Here is a 19,096-nt window from a genome sequence, read left to right on the forward strand (position 1 = left end):
CAAGGCCAGTCCAGCGGACTGGCTTTTGCGGTTTTAGCGAATAATAAATTGCGTTACTTTGTCAGTCTTTCACAACAAAAACAGGAAGGCAGAGGTGGGGCAGCGAATACCTGTAACGCTTGGTAATATTGCGCCGTTGTCGCTAAGGCCGTTCCAGCCTGGACGAATTGCTCTGGTGTGCGAAGGCGGCGGGCAGCGTGGAATTTTCACGGCTGGTGTGCTGGATGAGTTTATGCGCGCGCAGTTTAATCCTTTCGATCTTTATCTCGGCACATCTGCCGGGGCGCAGAACCTTTCGGCATATATCTGCAATCAGCCCGGTTACGCGCGCAAAGTCATCATGCGCTATACCACAAAACGCGAATTTTTCGATCCAGTGCGCTTTGTACGTGGAGGAAATCTTATCGATCTCGACTGGCTGGTGGAGGCCACCGCAAGCCAGATGCCGTTGCAAATGGACACCGCCGCGCGGCTGTTTGACAGCGGTAAATCCTTTTATATGTGTGCCTGTCGTCAGGATGACTACGCGCCGAATTACTTTTTACCAACCAAACAAAACTGGCTGGATGTGATTCGCGCCTCCAGTGCGATACCTGGTTTTTATCGTAGCGGAGTGTCGCTTGAAGGCATTAACTACCTGGATGGTGGGATCAGTGATGCGATTCCGGTTAAAGAGGCGGCAAGGCAGGGAGCAAAAACGTTGGTCGTCATCCGCACCGTGCCGTCACAAATGTACTACACGCCGCAGTGGTTCAAGCGCATGGAACGCTGGCTGGGTGACAGTAGCCTGCAGCCGCTGGTCAATCTGGTGCAGCATCATGAAACCAGCTATCGTGACATTCAGCAGTTTATTGAGAAACCACCGGGCAAGCTGCGGATATTCGAAATTTATCCGCCGAAGCCATTGCATAGTATTGCGCTCGGTAGTCGGCTTCCGGCACTGCGCGAAGACTATAAACTTGGGCGTTTATGCGGTCGTTATTTCCTCGCCACGGTTGGCAAGCTATTAACTGAAAAAGCGCCGCTTACCCGCCATCTGGTGCCAGTGGTGACGCCGGAATCGATAGTCATTCCGCCTGCGCCAGTCGCCAACGATACGCTGGTTGCCGAAGTGAGCGACGCTCCGCAGGCGAACGACCCGACATTTAACAATGAGGATCTGGCTTGATTTGCCGTTTTATCGACACCCACTGCCATTTTGATTTCCCGCCGTTTAGCGGCGATGAAGAGGCCAGCCTGCAACGCGCGGCACAAGCGGGCGTAGGCAAGATCATTGTTCCGGCAACCGAGGCGGCAAATTTTGCCCGCGTGTTGGCACTGGCGGAAAATTATCAGCCACTGTATGCCGCATTGGGCTTGCATCCGGGTATGTTGGAAAAACATAACGATGCATCGCTGGATCAGTTACAGCAGGCGCTGGAAAGGCATCCGACGAAGGTGGTAGCGGTGGGGGAGATCGGCCTGGATCTCTTTGGCGACGATCCGCAATTTGAGAGGCAGCAGTGGTTGCTCGACGAACAACTGAAACTGGCGAAACGCTACGCTCTGCCGGTGATCCTTCATTCACGGCGCACGCACGACAAACTGGCGATGCATCTTAAGCGCCACGATTTGCCGTGCACTGGCGTGGTTCACGGTTTTTCCGGCAGCTTGCAGCAGGCCGAACGGTTTGTACAGCTGGGCTACAAAATTGGCGTAGGCGGTACTATCACCTATCCACGCGCCAGTAAAACCCGCGATGTCATCGCAAAATTACCGCTGGCATCGTTGTTGCTGGAAACCGACGCGCCGGATATGCCGCTCAACGGTTTTCAGGGGCAGCCTAACCGCCCGGAGCAGGCTGCCCGTGTGTTTGCTGTGCTTTGTGAGTTACGCCCGGAACCCGCGGATGAAATTGCCGAAGTGTTGCTTAATAACACGTATGCGGTGTTTAACGTATGTGGGTAGTTTGTCTTTCGTGTCGGATAAGGCGTTCACGCCGCATCCGGCATGTCACAAATACAGCGCCGGAAATATCAACCGGCTCACCCCGCGCTCCCGTAACGCATCAGCCAACGGCTCAACATCTTCCGGTGTGGCGCTCGCCCAGCTTTGCGCCTCGCCATACACGCCGTGGGCATGAAACGCGTTCAGGCGAACCGGAACATCGCCAAGTCCCTTGATAAACGCCGCCAGCTCATCGATGTGTTGCAAATAATCCACCTGGCCAGGGATTACCAGCAAACGCAGTTCCGCCAGCTTGCCGCGCTCTGCCAGCAAACAGATGCTCCGCTTAATCTGCTGATTATCGCGTCCGGTTAGCTGTTGATGGCACGCGCTCCCCCACGCTTTGAGATCGAGCATCGCGCCGTCGCACACCGGGAGTAATTTTTCCCAGCCGGTTTCGCTCAGCATACCGTTACTGTCCACCAGACAGGTGAGGTGGCGCAGTTGCGGATCATTTTTGATAGCAGTAAACAGCGCCACCACAAACGGCAGCTGGGTCGTGGCTTCGCCGCCGCTCACCGTTATCCCTTCAATAAACAGCACCGCTTTGCGGACATGGCTAAGCACCTCGTCCACGCTCATGGATTGCGCCATTGGCGTGGCATGTTGCGGACACATCTTCAGGCAGGTATCACATTGCTCGCAGACCATAGCGTTCCACAGCACTTTGCCGTCAACAATCTGCAACGCCTGATGCGGACACTGTGGCACGCACTCTCCGCAATCATTACAGCGCCCCATCGTCCACGGATTGTGACAATTTTTGCAGCGCAGATTGCAGCCCTGCAAAAACAGAGCCAGACGACTGCCTGGCCCGTCAACGCAGGAGAAGGGGATAATCTTACTGACTAAAGCGCATCTGCTGTTCATGGCTTATCACGCGCGGCTGGCGTTCCAGAATACGAGTGTTACGTGCGGCCTCTTCGCCCAGCCAGGTGGTGTTGGTGCGTGAACCTTCGGCGCGATATTTTTCTAAATCCGACAAACGCACCATATAACCGGTAACGCGAACCAGATCGTTACCGCTGATATTGGCGGTAAACTCACGCATTCCGGCTTTAAAGGCACCGAGGCAAAGCTGTACCAGCGCCTGCGGATTACGTTTGATGGTTTCATCGAGCGTCAGAATGTCGCTGATGCCGGAATAATAATAAGCATGATGCGGGGCGACAGTTTGCAGATGGGTGATCGGATCTGGCTCATCGCCATACGGCAAGCGTGCGCCCGGCGTGGTGCCGATATCAGAACTGATCCCCGACTGTGCGTGCAACATGGCGCGTTTTTGCCAGCCATATTTCACGGGGGTATTGGCGACAAACTCCGCCAGTTGCGCGCTGATGCGATAACCCACTTCATTTGCAGCGGCTTCTTTACCGTAGCGCGCGGCAATCCCTTCTTTCTCGCACAGCAAGTTAACCGCTTCTGCCAGCCCATACATGCCAAACATTGGCACAAAACGTTCAGGGTTAATCAGCCCTTCTTTCACCAGGAAGCTATTCTCAAAGAAGTGTGATTGTTGATAGAGGAATTCACACCGCGCATCGATGATGGCGATCTGCTGTTGGCAGTAGTGCGGTAGAGTGCGCGTAAAGAAGTCTTCCAGCGATTCACTGCGCTCGGCAATGGCTTTCAGGTTAAGGCGCACCAGCGTGCTGCCACCCCCCGCCAGCGGCAGTGAGTTGTAACAGCTCACAATCCCGTAGCCCCCTTTTGTGAAAATTTTATCATGCACCGGACCGTTGGCGATGTGCGGTTTGCTACATTCACAGATGTTTTTCGCCACTTCCAGCAGCAGGTCATCAGGGGTAATTTCAGGATCGTAGATAAAGGTCAGGTTCGGTGAAACCTGCTTCAACTCTGCATCTGCGCGTAAAATTGCTCGGGTAATGGGCGAATCAGACGGGCCGATATTGGCATGCATAAAGGCGTCTGGCAGGGTTCTGTCGAGGTAACGCCAGAAACGTTTTATTCGAATGTCGATCTCGTCTTGTGTTAGAATTCTAACATACGGTTGCAACAACGCATCCAGCTGCCCCAGGTAGACCGGCATCGATGTGACCGAAGGGACATGATGATAAAGAATGGTCAACAGAGAGAGCGCGTCATCAAGATCTTTCGCGCCTTCCAGCTCCAGCCATTCGGAACCGTTCGCCAGAAAACGGGCGTAATCGGGTAAGACATAGCGCGGTTTGTACGGCGCATGACCTTCAAACATATCGCAGATTACGCCTTCATCCAGCGCGCGGCGGGCTTCGGCAGGCAGCTGCGGATAAGGCAGATTGTTTTCTGCTTCCAGCGCCAGAAAATGGCGTTTCTGCTCCGGACTAAGCACCGGGCTTGTGACAATTTGCTGGCAACGTTGTTGCAGTGCAATCTCGTGAGAAGTGGGCATCTTCTTTTCCTTTTATGCCAAAGGTGATGCGCCATTGTAAGAAGTTTCGTGATGTTCACTTTGATCCTGATGCGTTTGTCACCATCGGTGCATTCATTTGAAAGTGAATTATTTGAACCAGATCGCATTACCGTAATGCAAATTTGTAAGTAGATTTTCTTAATTGTGATGTATATCGAAGTGTGTTGCGGAGTCGATGTTAGAATACTAACAAACTCGCAAGGTGAATTTTATTGGCGACAAGCCAGGAGAATGAAATGACTGATCTGAAAACAAGCAGCCTGCGTGCACTGAAATTGATGGACCTGACCACCCTGAATGACGACGACACCGACGAGAAAGTGATCGCCCTGTGTCATCAGGCCAAAACTCCGGTCGGCAATACCGCTGCTATCTGTATCTATCCTCGCTTTATCCCGATTGCTCGCAAAACGCTGAAAGAGCAGGGCACCCCGGAAATCCGTATTGCTACGGTAACCAACTTCCCACACGGTAATGATGACATTGAAATTGCGCTGGCAGAAACCCGTGCGGCAATCGCCTACGGTGCTGATGAAGTTGACGTGGTGTTCCCGTACCGTGCGCTGATGGCGGGCAACGAGCAAGTTGGTTTTGATCTGGTGAAAGCCTGTAAAGAGGCTTGCGCGGCGGCGAACGTACTGCTGAAAGTGATCATCGAAACTGGCGAACTGAAAGACGAAGCGCTGATCCGTAAAGCGTCTGAAATCTCCATCAAAGCCGGCGCTGACTTCATCAAAACCTCTACCGGTAAAGTGGCTGTGAACGCGACGCCGGAAAGCGCGCGCATCATGATGGAAGTGATCCGCGACATGGGCGTAGAAAAAACCGTTGGTTTCAAACCGGCGGGCGGCGTGCGTACTGCGGAAGATGCGCAGAAATATCTCGCCATCGCAGATGAACTGTTCGGTGCTGACTGGGCAGATGCGCGTCACTACCGCTTTGGCGCTTCCAGCCTGCTGGCAAGCCTGCTGAAAGCGCTGGGCCACGGCGACGGTAAGAGCGCCAGCAGCTACTAAGTAAGATGCTTTGCGCTTGATGCGCTGCGCTTATCCGGCCTACGAGACGTATCATCCGTAGGCCGGATAAGGCGTAGACGCATCCGGCAAAAGCCGCCTCATACTCTTTTCCATGGGAGGTTACCTTGTTTCTCGCACAAGAAATTATTCGTAAAAAACGTGATGGTCATGCGCTGAGCGATGAAGAAATTCGTTTCTTTATCAACGGCATTCGCGACAACACTATCTCCGAAGGGCAGATTGCCGCCCTCGCGATGACCATTTTCTTCCACGATATGACGATGCCGGAGCGTGTCTCGCTGACCATGGCGATGCGAGATTCAGGAACCGTTCTCGACTGGAAAAGCCTGCATCTGAATGGCCCGATTGTTGATAAACATTCCACCGGTGGCGTCGGCGATGTCACTTCGTTGATGTTAGGGCCAATGGTCGCAGCCTGCGGCGGTTACATTCCGATGATCTCCGGTCGCGGCCTCGGTCATACTGGCGGCACGCTCGACAAACTGGAATCCATCCCTGGCTTCGACATCTTCCCGGATGACAACCGTTTCCGCGAAATCATTAAAGACGTCGGTGTGGCGATTATCGGTCAGACCAGCTCACTGGCTCCGGCAGATAAACGTTTCTACGCGACCCGCGATATTACCGCAACCGTGGACTCCATCCCGCTGATCACCGCCTCAATCCTGGCGAAGAAACTGGCGGAAGGTCTGGACGCGCTGGTGATGGACGTGAAAGTGGGTAGCGGCGCGTTTATGCCGACCTACGAACTCTCTGAAGCCCTTGCCGAAGCGATTGTTGGCGTGGCTAACGGCGCTGGTGTGCGCACCACCGCGCTGCTCACCGATATGAATCAGGTGCTGGCCTCCAGTGCAGGTAATGCGGTAGAAGTACGTGAAGCGGTGCAGTTCCTGACGGGTGAGTATCGTAACCCGCGTCTGTTTGATGTCACGATGGCGCTGTGCGTGGAGATGCTTATCTCCGGTAAACTGGCGAAAGATGACGCCGAAGCGCGCGCAAAATTGCAGGCGGTGCTGGACAACGGTAAAGCGGCAGAAGTCTTTGGTCGTATGGTGGCAGCACAAAAAGGCCCGACCGACTTCGTTGAGAACTACGCGAAGTATCTGCCGACAGCGATGCTGACGAAAGCAGTCTATGCTGATACCGAAGGTTTTGTCAGTGAAATGGATACCCGTGCGCTGGGAATGGCAGTGGTTGCGATGGGCGGCGGTCGCCGTCAGGCATCTGACACCATCGATTACAGCGTCGGCTTTACTGATATGGCGCGTCTGGGCGACCAGGTAGACGGTCAGCGTCCGCTGGCGGTTATCCACGCGAAAGACGAAAACAGCTGGCAGGAAGCGGCGAAAGCGGTGAAAGCGGCAATTAAACTTGCCGATAAAGCACCGGAAAGCACACCAACTGTCTATCGTCGTATCAGCGAATAACGGTATACTGATCTGATCATTTAAATTTGAAGCACTGAGTACGGAGAACATATGAAACGTGCATTTATTATGGTGCTGGACTCATTCGGCATCGGCGCTACAGAAGATGCAGAACGCTTTGGTGACGTCGGGGCTGACACCCTGGGTCATATCGCAGAAGCTTGCGCCAAAGGCGAAGCTGATAAAGGTCGTAAAGGCCCGCTCAATCTGCCAAATCTGACCCGTCTGGGGCTGGCGAAAGCACATGAAGGTTCTACCGGTTTCATTCCGGCAGGAATGGACGGCAACGCTGAAGTTATCGGCGCGTACGCATGGGCGCACGAAATGTCATCCGGTAAAGATACCCCGTCCGGTCACTGGGAAATCGCCGGTGTCCCGGTTCTGTTTGAGTGGGGATACTTCTCCGATCACGAAAACAGCTTCCCGCAAGAGCTGCTGGATAAACTGGTTGAACGCGCTAACCTGCCAGGTTACCTCGGTAACTGCCACTCTTCCGGTACGGTCATCCTGGATCAACTGGGCGAAGAGCACATGAAAACCGGCAAGCCGATTTTCTATACCTCCGCTGACTCCGTGTTCCAGATTGCCTGCCATGAAGAAACTTTCGGTCTGGATAAACTCTACGAACTGTGTGAAATCGCCCGTGAAGAGCTGACCAACGGCGGCTACAACATCGGTCGTGTTATCGCTCGTCCGTTTATCGGCGACAAAGCCGGTAACTTCCAGCGTACCGGTAACCGTCACGACCTGGCCGTTGAACCGCCAGCACCGACCGTGCTGCAGAAACTGGTTGATGAAAAACATGGTCAGGTGGTTTCTGTCGGTAAGATTGCGGACATCTACGCTAACTGCGGTATCACCAAGAAAGTGAAAGCGACCGGCCTGGACGCGCTGTTTGACGCCACCATTAAAGAGATGAAGGAAGCGGGTGATAACACCATCGTCTTCACCAACTTCGTTGACTTCGACTCTTCCTGGGGCCACCGTCGCGATGTCGCAGGCTATGCTGCGGGTCTGGAACTGTTCGACCGCCGTCTGCCGGAACTGATGTCTCTGCTGCGCGATGACGACATCCTGATCCTCACCGCTGATCATGGTTGTGATCCGACTTGGACCGGTACTGACCACACGCGTGAACACATTCCGGTACTGGTTTACGGCCCGAAAGTAAAACCGGGTTCGCTGGGTCACCGCGAAACCTTCGCGGATATCGGCCAGACTCTGGCAAAATATTTTGGTACTTCTGATATGGAATATGGCAAAGCCATGTTCTGATGGATTTGGGCGGAGCGTTGACTCCGCCTTTGTTATGTCACAAAAAGGATAAAACGATGGCTACCCCACACATTAATGCAGAAATGGGCGATTTCGCTGACGTAGTTTTGATGCCTGGCGACCCGCTGCGTGCGAAGTATATTGCTGAAACTTTCCTTGAAGATGCCCGTGAAGTGAACAACGTTCGCGGTATGCTGGGCTTCACCGGTACTTACAAAGGCCGCAAAATTTCCGTAATGGGTCACGGTATGGGTATCCCGTCCTGCTCCATCTACACCAAAGAACTGATCACCGATTTCGGCGTGAAGAAAATTATCCGCGTAGGTTCCTGTGGCGCTGTTCTGCCGCACGTAAAACTGCGTGACGTCGTTATCGGTATGGGTGCCTGCACCGATTCCAAAGTTAACCGCATCCGTTTTAAAGATCATGACTTCGCGGCTATCGCTGACTTCGACATGGTGCGTAACGCAGTAGATGCAGCTAAAGCCCTGGGCGTTGATGCGCGCGTTGGTAACCTGTTCTCCGCTGACCTGTTCTACTCTCCGGACGGCGAAATGTTCGACGTGATGGAAAAATACGGCATCCTCGGCGTAGAAATGGAAGCGGCTGGTATCTACGGCGTGGCTGCAGAGTTTGGTGCGAAAGCACTGGCTATCTGCACCGTGTCTGACCATATCCGTACTCACGAGCAGACCACTGCTGAAGAGCGTCAGACCACCTTCAACGACATGATCAAAATCGCACTGGAATCCGTTCTGCTGGGCGATAAAGAGTAATTGTGTTTCGCTGAAAGGCGATTGTCGTGTTAAGCCGGAGCGGGAGACTGCTCCGGCTTTTTAGTATCTATTCATCAATAGCAACTGATTTATAGATTTACTATTATTTTTCATATGGATAGGAAATCAAATCCATTCAAGTATCTATTCACGAATCTATTCATTTATGTTCAACCGTCATCCAGTAAGGGCATATCAGCAACTCTGGCGGACAACCATAAATTCCTGCCATTTTGCTTTTGATATTTGAGCTAAGCCGTTCCGTCTTTTCGATCCGTTTTAGAGAATTAATCGAGATACCTAACATTTTACTTACTTCAGCAAGCGATAATTTATGCCTGATACGCACGGCGGCTAGCCAGGATATACCCTGGCTGAACATTAAATTGATAATCTCCCGTTCCTGGTTCTCCAGATCGTTCATATTTCCTTCCCTGGATATTTTAATGAGCGAGTTACCGTACCGCCCCCGCTATCCACGCCGACAACTCCCGTAGCTCTTTTTCCTGTTCAGGGAAGTCGACCAGCAGCGCTTCGCACTCCTGTTGCAGCATATCCGCGCGGTAAAGACAGCCTTGCAGCCGCCCGGCGAGAGCTTCCAGCGGCGCGGGGTTAAGGCTGTCGGTAAACACCTGGGCGCGGGTAATATGGCCTTTTTCAACGTCGAAATGCAGTTCTACGCTGCCCCAGGTAAAGCGTTCGTCCAGCAGATGCGAGAACGCCGGAGCCTGACCGAAGTTCCACTCCCAGCTACTCTGGCGGGCAAAGGTTTCGGCGAAGTTCGGCAAGTCTGGCGTTTTGTCCGGGGAGATGATTTCCGCTTCCACGCGCTCGCCATAATGGGCGAAAAAGGCCTCGGTTATGGCCTCGCAAACCTGCTCATGGGTAATTCCCGGTAGCAGCTCGGTCAGATTGGTCACGCGGGAACGTACTGAAGTAATGCCTTTCGCCGCCAGTTTCTTTTTATCCGGATTGAGATAGTTTGCCAGGCGGCTGAGGTCGGCATTGAGCAGCAAGGTGCCATGGTGGAAACCGCGATCCTTGGTTTCGCGATAGGCCGAGCCTGAGACTTTGCGGTCACCTTCGGCGGTTTTCACCACCAGATCGTTGCGCCCGGAAGCTTCTGCGGTGACGCCGAGCGCGTTCAGCGCATTAAGCACAATCTCCGTGGAGATGGTTTTATCGTACTCCGGCTTGCCAGCCATAAAGGTAAAGCAGGTATTGCCGAGATCGTGGAACACCGCGCCGCCACCGCTGCTGCGCCGTGCCAGGCGGACGTTATCTTCTTCCATCCGTCGGGTATTACACTCTTTCCACGGGTTTTGCGCACGACCAATCACTACCGTGTCGGCATTGCGCCAGAGAAACAGAACGCGCTGCGTGGCGGGCATCTGGCGAAAAATACACTCTTCCACCGCCAGGTTAAACCACGGATCGTAAGAGTCAGAGATGAGCAGGCGTAATGTGGACATAACGATTTCCTTTCTTGTAGTAATGGGTCACTCTTTTTTCTCGCTTTCTTCCTCTTCCGGTACCGGTTTGCTGGCGGTTAACAGGAAGGGCGATTGCTGCCAGCGGGTACGTTTACCCTGCAACAGTGTGCGAGTCAGCACCACACCGATTGCCAGCGAGAGCAGCAGCATCAGGCGTAGAATATTGGTGGTGTTATCCACCTGTTTGGCTTCGGTGGCGAGCGTATGGGTATCGAGCGTGAGGCGCAGATAGCCGAGCGGTCCATTTTTCCCCTTAATCGGTTCGACAATCTGCTGGTTAAAATAGCCACCTGCTTTTTTACCGTCGAGCGCCAGTCGGTCGCGCACCTCGACGCTTTCGCCTGCGCGGGCGATAAGATCGCCTTGTTCGTCATACACACCCGCGTCGAGGATGCGACTTTCGTCCGTCAACTGATCGAGGATCGCCCGAATGCGTTTTTCATCAGGTGAGTTGGTACGCATCAGCGGCGCAACGTTCAGGGTTACCTGATGCGCCAGGGTACGGGCCAGTTCTTCCAGCTGTGGATTACGCTGTCGCTGGTGGTTTTGACTAAACCATGATGCTCCCTGCATTAGTGCGACTAACAACGCGAGACAGAACAGGACAATCACTGCCCGATGCAGCCGGAATTTTAGTTTTGTGCGAGCCATATTCCACCCGTTGAAAATTTGAGACTTAATGTTGCCAGAAGCAATGGATACAAGGTAGCCTCATGCGTTATTTTCCCTGCTTCGAACGATTTTACAGGAGCCTTAATGCCTAACATTACCTGGTGCGACCTGCCTGAAGATGTCTCTTTATGGCCGGGTCTGCCTCTTTCATTAAGTGGTGATGAAGTGATGCCACTGGATTACCACGCAGGTCGTAGCGGCTGGCTGCTGTATGGTCGTGGGCTGGATAAACAACGTCTGACCCAATACCAGAGCAAACTGGGCGCGGCAATGGTGATTGTTGCCGCCTGGTGCGTGGAAGATTATCAGGTGATTCGTCTGGCAGGTTCACTCACTGCCCGGGCTACGCGCCTGGCCCACGAAGCGCAGCTGGATGTCGCGCCGCTGGGGAAAATCCCGCATCTGCGCACGCCGGGTTTGCTGGTGATGGACATGGACTCCACCGCCATCCAGATTGAATGTATTGATGAAATTGCCAAACTGGCTGGAACGGGCGAGATGGTGGCGGAAGTGACCGAACGGGCGATGCGCGGCGAACTCGATTTTACCGCTAGCCTGCGTAGCCGCGTGGCGACGCTGAAAGGCGCTGACGCCAATATTCTGCAACAGGTGCGTGAAAATCTGCCGCTGATGCCAGGCTTAACGCAACTGGTGCTGAAGCTAGAAACGCTGGGCTGGAAAGTGGCGATTGCCTCCGGCGGCTTTACCTTCTTTGCTGAATACCTGCGCGACAAGCTGCGATTAACCGCCGTGGTAGCCAATGAACTGGAGATCATGGACGGTAAATTTACCGGCAATGTGATCGGCGACATTGTGGACGCGCAGTACAAAGCGAAAACCCTGACCCGGCTGGCGCAGGAGTATGATATTCCGCTGGCGCAAACCGTGGCGATTGGCGATGGTGCCAACGACCTGCCGATGATCAAAGCGGCAGGGCTGGGGATTGCCTACCATGCCAAGCCAAAAGTGAATGAAAAGACGGAAGTCACCATCCGTCACGCTGACTTGATGGGGGTATTCTGCATCCTCTCTGGCAGCCTGAATCAGAAGTAATTGCCCGCCCGTCATCCTGCGGGCGGCACAGCATTAACGAGGTACACCGTGGCAAAAGCTCCAAAACGCGCCTTTGTTTGTAATGAATGCGGGGCCGATTATCCGCGCTGGCAGGGGCAGTGCAGCGCCTGTCATGCCTGGAACACCATCACCGAGGTGCGTCTTGCTGCGTCGCCAACGGTGGCGCGTAACGAGCGTCTGAGTGGCTATGCCGGTAGCGCCGGAGTGGCTAAAGTCCAGAAACTCTCCGATATCAGCCTTGAAGAGCTGCCGCGTTTTTCCACCGGATTTAAAGAGTTCGACCGCGTATTAGGCGGCGGCGTTGTGCCGGGAAGCGCCATTCTGATTGGCGGTAACCCAGGTGCCGGGAAATCCACGCTGCTACTGCAAACGCTGTGCAAACTGGCGCAGCAGATGAAAACGCTGTATGTCACTGGCGAAGAGTCGCTGCAACAGGTGGCAATGCGCGCTCATCGCCTTGGCCTGCCGACTGACAATCTCAATATGTTGTCGGAAACCAGCATCGAGCAGATCTGCCTGATTGCCGAAGAAGAGCAACCGAAGCTGATGGTAATTGACTCGATCCAGGTGATGCATATGGCGGATGTTCAGTCATCGCCAGGCAGCGTGGCGCAGGTGCGTGAAACAGCGGCTTATCTGACGCGCTTCGCCAAAACGCGCGGTGTGGCGATTGTCATGGTGGGGCACGTAACCAAAGATGGTTCGCTGGCTGGCCCTAAAGTGCTGGAACACTGTATCGACTGTTCGGTGCTTCTGGACGGCGATGCCGACTCCCGTTTTCGCACCTTGCGCAGCCATAAAAACCGCTTCGGCGCGGTGAATGAGCTGGGCGTATTTGCGATGACCGAACAGGGGCTGCGTGAAGTCAGCAACCCTTCAGCCATCTTTTTAAGCCGTGGCGATGAAGTGACCTCTGGTAGTTCAGTGATGGTGGTATGGGAAGGAACGCGTCCACTGCTGGTGGAGATTCAGGCGCTGGTCGATCACTCGATGATGGCGAATCCACGCCGCGTGGCTGTAGGTCTGGAACAAAACCGTCTGGCGATCCTGTTGGCGGTGCTGCACCGTCACGGCGGCCTGCAAATGGCCGATCAGGATGTGTTTGTGAACGTGGTCGGCGGCGTGAAGGTAACCGAAACCAGTGCCGACTTAGCGTTACTGCTGGCGATGGTTTCCAGTCTGCGTGACAGACCGCTACCGCAGGATCTGGTGGTATTTGGTGAAGTCGGGCTGGCAGGGGAGATCCGCCCGGTGCCCAGCGGCCAGGAACGAATCTCGGAAGCGGCGAAACACGGTTTTCGGCGGGCGATTGTTCCGGCGGCTAACGTACCGAAAAAAGCGCCGGAAGGGATGCAGATTTTTGGCGTTAAAAAACTCTCCGACGCGCTTAGCGTGTTCGACGACTTATAATGAGAGATACGGAGGGAGATATGTCGTCATTTGATTACCTGAAAACTGCCATCAAGCAACAGGGCTGCACGCTACAGCAGGTAGCTGATGCCAGCGGTATGACCAAAGGGTATTTAAGCCAGTTACTGAATGCCAAAATCAAAAGCCCCAGCGCGCAAAAGCTGGAGGCGTTGCACCGTTTTTTGGGGCTTGAGTTTCCACGGCAGAAGAAAACGATCGGCGTTGTATTCGGTAAGTTCTACCCACTGCATACCGGACATATCTACCTTATCCAGCGCGCCTGTAGCCAGGTTGACGAGCTGCATATCATTATGGGCTTTGACGATACCCGTGACCGCGCGTTGTTCGAAGACAGTGCCATGTCGCAGCAGCCGACCGTGCCGGATCGTCTGCGCTGGTTATTGCAAACCTTTAAGTATCAAAAAAACATTCGTATTCATGCCTTTAACGAAGAGGGCATGGAGCCGTATCCGCACGGCTGGGATGTGTGGAGTAACGGCATCAAAAAGTTTATGGCTGAAAAGGGGATCCAGCCGGATCTGATCTACACCTCGGAAGAAGCCGACGCGCCGCAGTATATGGAACATCTGGGGATCGAAACAGTGCTGGTCGATCCGAAACGCACCTTTATGAGTATCAGCGGTGCGCAGATCCGCGAAAACCCGTTCCGCTACTGGGAATATATTCCTACCGAAGTGAAGCCGTTTTTTGTGCGCACCGTGGCGATCCTCGGTGGTGAATCGAGCGGTAAATCCACCTTGGTAAACAAACTCGCCAATATCTTCAACACCACCAGTGCGTGGGAGTTTGGTCGTGATTATGTCTTTTCGCATCTCGGCGGCGATGAGATCGCATTGCAGTATTCCGACTACGATAAAATCGCGCTGGGACACGCACAATATATTGATTTTGCAGTAAAATATGCCAATAAAGTGGCGTTTATCGACACTGATTTTGTGACTACTCAGGCGTTCTGCAAAAAGTACGAAGGACGCGAGCATCCGTTCGTGCAGGCGCTGATCGATGAATACCGTTTTGATCTGGTGATCCTGCTGGAGAACAACACTCCGTGGGTGGCGGATGGTTTACGCAGCCTCGGTAGTTCGGTGGATCGCAAAGAGTTCCAGAACTTGCTGGTGGAGATGCTGGAAGAGAACAATATCGAATTCGTGCGGGTTGAAGAGGACGATTACGACAGCCGTTTCCTGCGCTGCGTGGAGCTGGTGCGGGAGATGATGGGGGAGCAGGGATAACCGTGACGAAACTGCTCAAAGGCGAGGTATAAAATGAGTTTTTTTGATGAGTTGAAAACCTCTCTGGAAGAGACTGTCGAGATTAGAAAGAACCTGTACGGGTGACCCGCTACGAAATTGCGGATGCTAAGGCTATTCGTGAGCAACTTCATACTCCAACCGACCGGTTGCGTAGCCAGAATGCAATCAAATCTGACAGTTCGCTTCGGCGCGCGCTTTGGTGTATTTACCGGAGTAAATCAGCGTGCCGTGGAAAATTATGCGCAGCGCTTCTGCTGATTTGCGTACCTTCGCAGATGATAAGTCCAGCACTGGCGCGCTGCGCGTAATACTCCGCCATCATGTCAATCGCAACGTCACCCGCACCGGCGCGGGAACGCGTCATCGGTGGCAGTACAATACGGTTTTTTCATGGCAACGCATTCAGCGCATATTTAGCAAATTACGTAATGGGTTCCTCGCGCGATTATTTATACAGTTCGGCACTCATGGTGACGGTATTGCCCATGCGAGCGCTGGTAATTTTGTATTCAGAGGCGTTCATCTCTTTCGCTTTCTGCGCAATAACCGCTTCAGCGGAATCCAGTGTTGTACCGGTTGCTGTCACGCTTTGCGCCGATGCGTTAAACGCCGCGACAGAGAAAAGGGAAGCCGTAAAAATTGCGATGATCGTTTTCATGTTTATATTCCAGAGTGTCTTAATTGTTTGGCGTTTATTAACGCGATGGGGAGAGAATACGCCTGCTGCCTGATAACATAAATGATACAAATGGCAATAGACTATTCTGTTTTTGTTAATAATCAGACGCCGGACGTTCCGACGCCTGTCGATCGCATCAGGCAACAAAGTTGTCCTTTAGCGCCTTGAGACCATCCCGATAGATGCCGGTAAACAGCGCCTCGGCCTCTTCGTTCGTCACATTCACCGGGGTGAATTCACCGAACCATTCCACACGGGAAACCTGGCTGTCGGCGGTTTCATGAACGGTAATGGTGGAGAGGTAATCCACCACCGGGAACGGTGCCTGAATAATGGAATAGGTATAACTGCGTTGACGGTTATCAAACGCTTCCAGACGTTCAACCACAGTGCCGCCGTCAGAGGTTGTCAGCGAACGAACGCGACCGCCTTCTGTCACTACGCTTTTCGGGATGAACGGCAGCCAGTCTGGCAGCGCATCAAAGCCGCCCATCAATTGCCATACGGCGTCGGCAGAAGCCGGAATTTCGATCGATACAGTTGTTTTAGCCATGATAATTTTCTCTTAATTTATAGGGTTACATTGTCAGGGTGTCGACGACGCCGCCATCGACGCGCAAGGCTGCCCCTGTGGTTGCCGAGGAAAGCGGTGACGCGAGATAAACCGCCAGATTCGCCACTTCTTCCACATCTGCCGCACGCTGGATGATGGAACTCGGACGCGAGGTTTTAACAAACTCATCGGCCTGTTCACGCGCACTGCGTCCCGATTGTGCAGCGGCATCCGCCAGCATCTCTTTCAGGCCATCGGTAAAGGTTGGCCCTGGCAGAATGGCGTTGACGGTCACACCGGTCCCCGCCAGTCGTTTCGCCAGACCATGAGAAACCGCCAGATTCGCGGCTTTGGTGACGCCGTAGTTGATCATGTCGCCAGGGATTGCCACGCCGGATTCGGACGAGACAAAGATAATCCGCCCCCAGCCCTGTTCCGTCATGCCTGGCGCATAGTGACGCGCCAGACGAACGCCGGAGAGGACGTTGACGTTATAGAAGTGCATCCACTCATCATCCGGAACGCTAAAGAAATCTTTATCGTTAAAAATGCCCAGATTATTGACCAGCACATCAGCCGTTGGGACTGCAGCGATCAGCGCAGCCACGCCGTCTTCGGTGCTGAGATCCGCCACCACGCCGCGCAGTGACGCTGTGGGAGTTTGTGCCGCAATCGCAGCCATGGCGTCATCAACGCCGCTCTGTTTACGGCCGACGACAACCACCGTTGCGCCTGCTTTTGCCAGTCCGGCGGCGATACCCTGCCCAATGCCGGAGGTTGAGCCGCTGACCACCGCGACTTTACCTGTCAGATCCAGTTTCATCGTTTTCTCACCAGGTTGATTAACGGGTCGGCAGCGGAGCGTTTTCCGCAACCAGATTTTGACGGCGCATTTCTGCCCAGAATTCAGCCGGAACAGGCGCATTCAGTGCAGCCAGATCTTCTGCCATACGGCCAGGACGGCTGGAGCCAGGAATAACCGCTGCAACGGCCGGGTTTGCCAGCGCGAACTGCAGCGCAGCCGCTTTAACGTTCACATTGAAACGTGTGGCAATGGCGTTAATTTGCGCCACTTTCTGCTGGATGGCCGCAGAGGCTTTCTGATATTCAAAGTGCTCGCCGCCTGCCAGTACGCCAGAGCTGTATGGACCGCCCACAACGATATCCACGTTCTGTTCCAGTGCTTCTGGCATCAGGCGTTGCAGCGCACGTTCGTGATCCAGCAGGGAATAACGCCCCGCCAGCAGGAACGCATCCGGCTTCGGTTCGTCCAGCGCCAGCGTCAGTTCGCAAGGTTCGACGCGGTTCACACCCAGTCCCCAGGCTTTAATCACACCTTCGTCACGCAAACGCGTCAGCGCACGAAATGCACCGGTACGGGCAATGTTGAACTGCTCCAGCCAGCTGTCACCGTAGAAGTCCTGCGCCGGGTCGTGGATCCAGACAATGTCCAGACGGTCTGTTTTCAGGCGTTTCAGGCTGTCTTCAATCGATCGCAGCGTGGCGTCAGCAGAGTAGTCATTCAGAATTTTGTTTTTCAGGCCGTGTTCGAACAGGCCACCTTTTTCACCGAAATCCCGTTTTGCCGGATCTTCCATTTCGTCCAGCATGATGCGAGCGACTTTGCTACTCAGAACGTATTCATCGCGTGGATACTGAGACAGCGCTTCACCCATGCGGATTTCAGAAAGGCCAGAGCCGTACAGCGGCGCGGTATCAAAGTAACGCACACCCAGGTTCCAGGCTTCGCTCACGGTGGCGTGGGCCTCTTCTTCCGGAATGGCACGGAACATGTTGCCAAGTGGTGCGCCGCCTAAGCCAATTTTGCCGGGGAGTAAATTTTTAATGCTCATAAGATGTCCTCAATTATTCGGTTTGGGTTAGGGCGTTTTTTTTGCTATCGCCCTGTGACGTGGATCACAATACCTTGCGATGTTGTGACTTGATAGGACATAATTCGTCTGACTTAAGTCCTTTGAGGTCTAACATGATTGATTTACGCCAACTGAAGTACTTCGTGGTGGTCGCAGAAGAAGAGCACGTGGGACGCGCAGCCGAGCGATTACATATCTCGCAATCGCCGCTGAGCCGCCAGATTGCACAACTGGAAGAACGACTGGGGCTGACGCTGTTTGAGCGTAATCAGCAGCGCATTCGCCTGACCGCTGATGGACAGACATTCCTTGCCGAAACACGTTCGTTGCTGACACACGCCAACCGCCTGGAGTCGTTAGGCAAACGCCTGGGACGGGGGGAAGATGGGGGCTTGTGTATTGGCTATATCGAAAACGCCATGCATTCCGGTGTACTTTCTACGGCGTTACGTACGTTACGTGTATCGCGTCCGAATGTGCATATCGCTCTTTACAGCCAACCACCGGCTACCCAGATTGAAGGCCTGCGCCAGCGCAGTCTCGATTTTTCTCTGGTCGATACGCCGCCCACCGACAGCGAGCAGGATCTGGAATATATTCAGGTTCTGGATGATCGAATGTTGTTGGCCTTACCGCAAAATCATCCTCTGGCGCAGGAGGAAAATCTTGTTGCGTCACAACTTGGCGATGAGCAGTGGATTGCGGTGATTCATAACGACGATGCGCATTCTCGCGATCATTTTGTCGCCGCCTGTGTTAACGCCGGGTTTAATCCTGATATTCGCCTGGAAGCGGGTGAACCCCTCACGGCATTAGGTCTGGTCGCTGCGGGATTAGGTCTGGCCTTAATTCAACATAGTCTGCGTCATAATGCGCCGGAAGGGGTGGTATTACGTGAATTGCCGTGGATGAATTATTCAACGCAATTATGGGCAGCCTGGCATAAAGCCAACCAACGTCCGCTGGTTTCCCATTTCCGCCAGATTCTGCGCGGTGAATAAAACGTTAAGCGGGAACCATGAGTTCCCGCTTGAGTTGAGATGTCAGTCCGCATCTGAGCTAATACACTTAAAGAGAATTCTGCCTTTTCGGGGACTCATCATTTAACTAATGCTGGATGCGATGCTGGCGCGCCGCACCCGGCATTTTACGC

The 19,096-nt window shown here is 53.7% G+C and carries 19 protein-coding genes and 1 pseudogene; 10 read left to right on the top strand and 10 right to left on the bottom strand.

Annotation, left to right across the window (positions count from 1 at the left end):
* Window positions 1–94: 94 nt before the first annotated feature.
* Entirely contained in the window at window positions 95–1,168 is a 1,074-nt protein-coding gene (locus D9734_RS01155) for a patatin family protein (RefSeq protein ID WP_130204772.1), read from the top strand.
* The gene (locus D9734_RS01160) at window positions 1,165–1,947 is read left to right on the top strand and encodes a metal-dependent hydrolase (RefSeq protein ID WP_130204774.1); all 783 of its coding nucleotides are present in this window, start codon (window positions 1,165–1,167) and stop codon (window positions 1,945–1,947) included. The genes D9734_RS01155 and D9734_RS01160 overlap by 4 nt, the downstream gene beginning before the upstream one ends.
* Window positions 1,948–1,992: 45 nt before the next feature.
* Here the strand turns inward: D9734_RS01160 and D9734_RS01165 are convergent, their stop codons facing one another.
* Together D9734_RS01165 and D9734_RS01170 are read right to left on the bottom strand one after the other, a co-directional pair.
* The gene (locus D9734_RS01165) at window positions 1,993–2,856 is read right to left on the bottom strand and encodes a YjjW family glycine radical enzyme activase (RefSeq protein WP_130204776.1); all 864 of its coding nucleotides are present in this window, start codon (window positions 2,854–2,856) and stop codon (window positions 1,993–1,995) included.
* A complete protein-coding gene (locus D9734_RS01170; RefSeq protein WP_130204778.1) occupies window positions 2,828–4,378 on the bottom strand; it encodes a YjjI family glycine radical enzyme in 1,551 nt (516 codons plus the stop codon). The genes D9734_RS01165 and D9734_RS01170 overlap by 29 nt, the downstream gene beginning before the upstream one ends.
* A gap of 257 nt (window positions 4,379–4,635) precedes the next feature.
* On the opposite strand from D9734_RS01170, the gene deoC reads away from it, so the two are divergent.
* From deoC to deoD, 4 genes are all read left to right on the top strand, one after another.
* A complete protein-coding gene (gene deoC / locus D9734_RS01175; protein ID WP_088544469.1) occupies window positions 4,636–5,415 on the top strand; it encodes a deoxyribose-phosphate aldolase in 780 nt (259 codons plus the stop codon).
* A gap of 125 nt (window positions 5,416–5,540) precedes the next feature.
* Window positions 5,541–6,863 carry a thymidine phosphorylase gene (deoA, locus tag D9734_RS01180; protein ID WP_000477811.1) on the top strand — a complete coding sequence of 441 codons (1,323 nt, stop codon included), beginning with the start codon at window positions 5,541–5,543 and terminating at the stop codon, window positions 6,861–6,863.
* Between the two features lie 51 nt (window positions 6,864–6,914).
* A complete protein-coding gene (gene deoB, locus D9734_RS01185; RefSeq protein WP_130204780.1) occupies window positions 6,915–8,138 on the top strand; it encodes a phosphopentomutase in 1,224 nt (407 codons plus the stop codon).
* Window positions 8,139–8,194: 56 nt separating this feature from the next.
* The gene (gene deoD / locus D9734_RS01190; protein WP_000224878.1) at window positions 8,195–8,914 is read left to right on the top strand and encodes a purine-nucleoside phosphorylase; all 720 of its coding nucleotides are present in this window, start codon (window positions 8,195–8,197) and stop codon (window positions 8,912–8,914) included.
* A gap of 160 nt (window positions 8,915–9,074) precedes the next feature.
* On the opposite strand, the gene D9734_RS01195 is transcribed toward deoD, so the two are convergent.
* Genes D9734_RS01195 through D9734_RS01205 form a run of 3 tightly spaced genes read right to left on the bottom strand, consistent with a single transcriptional unit; the run spans window position 9,075 to window position 11,058 of the window.
* Entirely contained in the window at window positions 9,075–9,338 is a 264-nt protein-coding gene (locus D9734_RS01195) for a helix-turn-helix transcriptional regulator (RefSeq protein WP_130204782.1), read from the bottom strand.
* A 31-nt stretch (window positions 9,339–9,369) separates the two neighbouring features.
* Entirely contained in the window at window positions 9,370–10,386 is a 1,017-nt protein-coding gene (gene lplA, locus D9734_RS01200; protein ID WP_130204784.1) for a lipoate--protein ligase LplA, read from the bottom strand.
* A gap of 27 nt (window positions 10,387–10,413) precedes the next feature.
* A complete protein-coding gene (locus tag D9734_RS01205) occupies window positions 10,414–11,058 on the bottom strand; it encodes a YtjB family periplasmic protein (protein ID WP_130204786.1) in 645 nt (214 codons plus the stop codon).
* A 105-nt stretch (window positions 11,059–11,163) separates the two neighbouring features.
* On the opposite strand from D9734_RS01205, the gene serB reads away from it, so the two are divergent.
* The 3 genes from serB to nadR are packed head-to-tail and all read left to right on the top strand — an operon-like array spanning window position 11,164 to window position 14,816.
* Window positions 11,164–12,132: a phosphoserine phosphatase gene (serB, locus tag D9734_RS01210; RefSeq protein ID WP_130204788.1), complete on the top strand. Its 969-nt coding sequence runs from the start codon at window positions 11,164–11,166 to the stop codon at window positions 12,130–12,132.
* Window positions 12,133–12,180: 48 nt separating this feature from the next.
* A complete protein-coding gene (radA, locus tag D9734_RS01215) occupies window positions 12,181–13,563 on the top strand; it encodes a DNA repair protein RadA (RefSeq protein WP_001029698.1) in 1,383 nt (460 codons plus the stop codon).
* Between the two features lie 20 nt (window positions 13,564–13,583).
* Window positions 13,584–14,816 (top strand): multifunctional transcriptional regulator/nicotinamide-nucleotide adenylyltransferase/ribosylnicotinamide kinase NadR, encoded by a 1,233-nt coding sequence (gene nadR, locus D9734_RS01220; RefSeq protein WP_130204790.1) that lies wholly within the window; start codon window positions 13,584–13,586, stop codon window positions 14,814–14,816.
* A gap of 271 nt (window positions 14,817–15,087) precedes the next feature.
* Here the strand turns inward: nadR and D9734_RS01225 are convergent.
* From D9734_RS01225 to D9734_RS01245, 5 genes and pseudogenes are all read right to left on the bottom strand, one after another.
* Window positions 15,088–15,216, bottom strand: a pseudogene (locus D9734_RS01225) (hypothetical protein); the annotation flags it as partial.
* 66 nt (window positions 15,217–15,282) lie between these two features.
* Window positions 15,283–15,495, bottom strand: a complete 213-nt coding sequence (locus D9734_RS01230) for a DUF1471 domain-containing protein (protein WP_000848792.1) — start codon at window positions 15,493–15,495, stop codon at window positions 15,283–15,285.
* A gap of 157 nt (window positions 15,496–15,652) precedes the next feature.
* Window positions 15,653–16,069: an SRPBCC family protein gene (locus D9734_RS01235; RefSeq protein ID WP_001140838.1), complete on the bottom strand. Its 417-nt coding sequence runs from the start codon at window positions 16,067–16,069 to the stop codon at window positions 15,653–15,655.
* Window positions 16,070–16,094: 25 nt separating this feature from the next.
* On the bottom strand, window positions 16,095–16,892 hold the full coding sequence (locus D9734_RS01240; RefSeq protein ID WP_000762716.1) for an SDR family oxidoreductase: 798 nt from the start codon (window positions 16,890–16,892) through the stop codon (window positions 16,095–16,097).
* Window positions 16,893–16,911: 19 nt separating this feature from the next.
* On the bottom strand, window positions 16,912–17,922 hold the full coding sequence (locus D9734_RS01245) for an aldo/keto reductase (RefSeq protein ID WP_130204792.1): 1,011 nt from the start codon (window positions 17,920–17,922) through the stop codon (window positions 16,912–16,914).
* A gap of 134 nt (window positions 17,923–18,056) precedes the next feature.
* On the opposite strand from D9734_RS01245, the gene D9734_RS01250 reads away from it, so the two are divergent.
* A complete protein-coding gene (locus tag D9734_RS01250) occupies window positions 18,057–18,944 on the top strand; it encodes a LysR substrate-binding domain-containing protein (protein ID WP_000566334.1) in 888 nt (295 codons plus the stop codon).
* The last annotated feature ends 152 nt before the right edge of the window (window positions 18,945–19,096 follow it).

This window comes from Escherichia sp. E14S1, from assembly GCF_004211995.1.
Lineage (GTDB): Bacteria > Pseudomonadota > Gammaproteobacteria > Enterobacterales > Enterobacteriaceae > Escherichia.

Coding starts and splice junctions, on each gene's coding strand:
- D9734_RS01250 (WP_000566334.1), top strand. CDS start 18,057: ATGATTGATTTACGCCAACTGAAGTACTTCGTGGTGGTCGCAGAAGAA.
- deoC (WP_088544469.1), top strand. CDS start 4,636: ATGACTGATCTGAAAACAAGCAGCCTGCGTGCACTGAAATTGATGGAC.
- D9734_RS01170 (WP_130204778.1), bottom strand. CDS start 4,378: ATGCCCACTTCTCACGAGATTGCACTGCAACAACGTTGCCAGCAAATT.
- lplA (WP_130204784.1), bottom strand. CDS start 10,386: ATGTCCACATTACGCCTGCTCATCTCTGACTCTTACGATCCGTGGTTT.
- D9734_RS01195 (WP_130204782.1), bottom strand. CDS start 9,338: ATGAACGATCTGGAGAACCAGGAACGGGAGATTATCAATTTAATGTTC.
- D9734_RS01240 (WP_000762716.1), bottom strand. CDS start 16,892: ATGAAACTGGATCTGACAGGTAAAGTCGCGGTGGTCAGCGGCTCAACC.
- D9734_RS01245 (WP_130204792.1), bottom strand. CDS start 17,922: ATGAGCATTAAAAATTTACTCCCCGGCAAAATTGGCTTAGGCGGCGCA.
- D9734_RS01165 (WP_130204776.1), bottom strand. CDS start 2,856: ATGAACAGCAGATGCGCTTTAGTCAGTAAGATTATCCCCTTCTCCTGC.
- D9734_RS01230 (WP_000848792.1), bottom strand. CDS start 15,495: ATGAAAACGATCATCGCAATTTTTACGGCTTCCCTTTTCTCTGTCGCG.
- D9734_RS01235 (WP_001140838.1), bottom strand. CDS start 16,069: ATGGCTAAAACAACTGTATCGATCGAAATTCCGGCTTCTGCCGACGCC.
- serB (WP_130204788.1), top strand. CDS start 11,164: ATGCCTAACATTACCTGGTGCGACCTGCCTGAAGATGTCTCTTTATGG.
- nadR (WP_130204790.1), top strand. CDS start 13,584: ATGTCGTCATTTGATTACCTGAAAACTGCCATCAAGCAACAGGGCTGC.
- D9734_RS01205 (WP_130204786.1), bottom strand. CDS start 11,058: ATGGCTCGCACAAAACTAAAATTCCGGCTGCATCGGGCAGTGATTGTC.
- deoD (WP_000224878.1), top strand. CDS start 8,195: ATGGCTACCCCACACATTAATGCAGAAATGGGCGATTTCGCTGACGTA.
- deoB (WP_130204780.1), top strand. CDS start 6,915: ATGAAACGTGCATTTATTATGGTGCTGGACTCATTCGGCATCGGCGCT.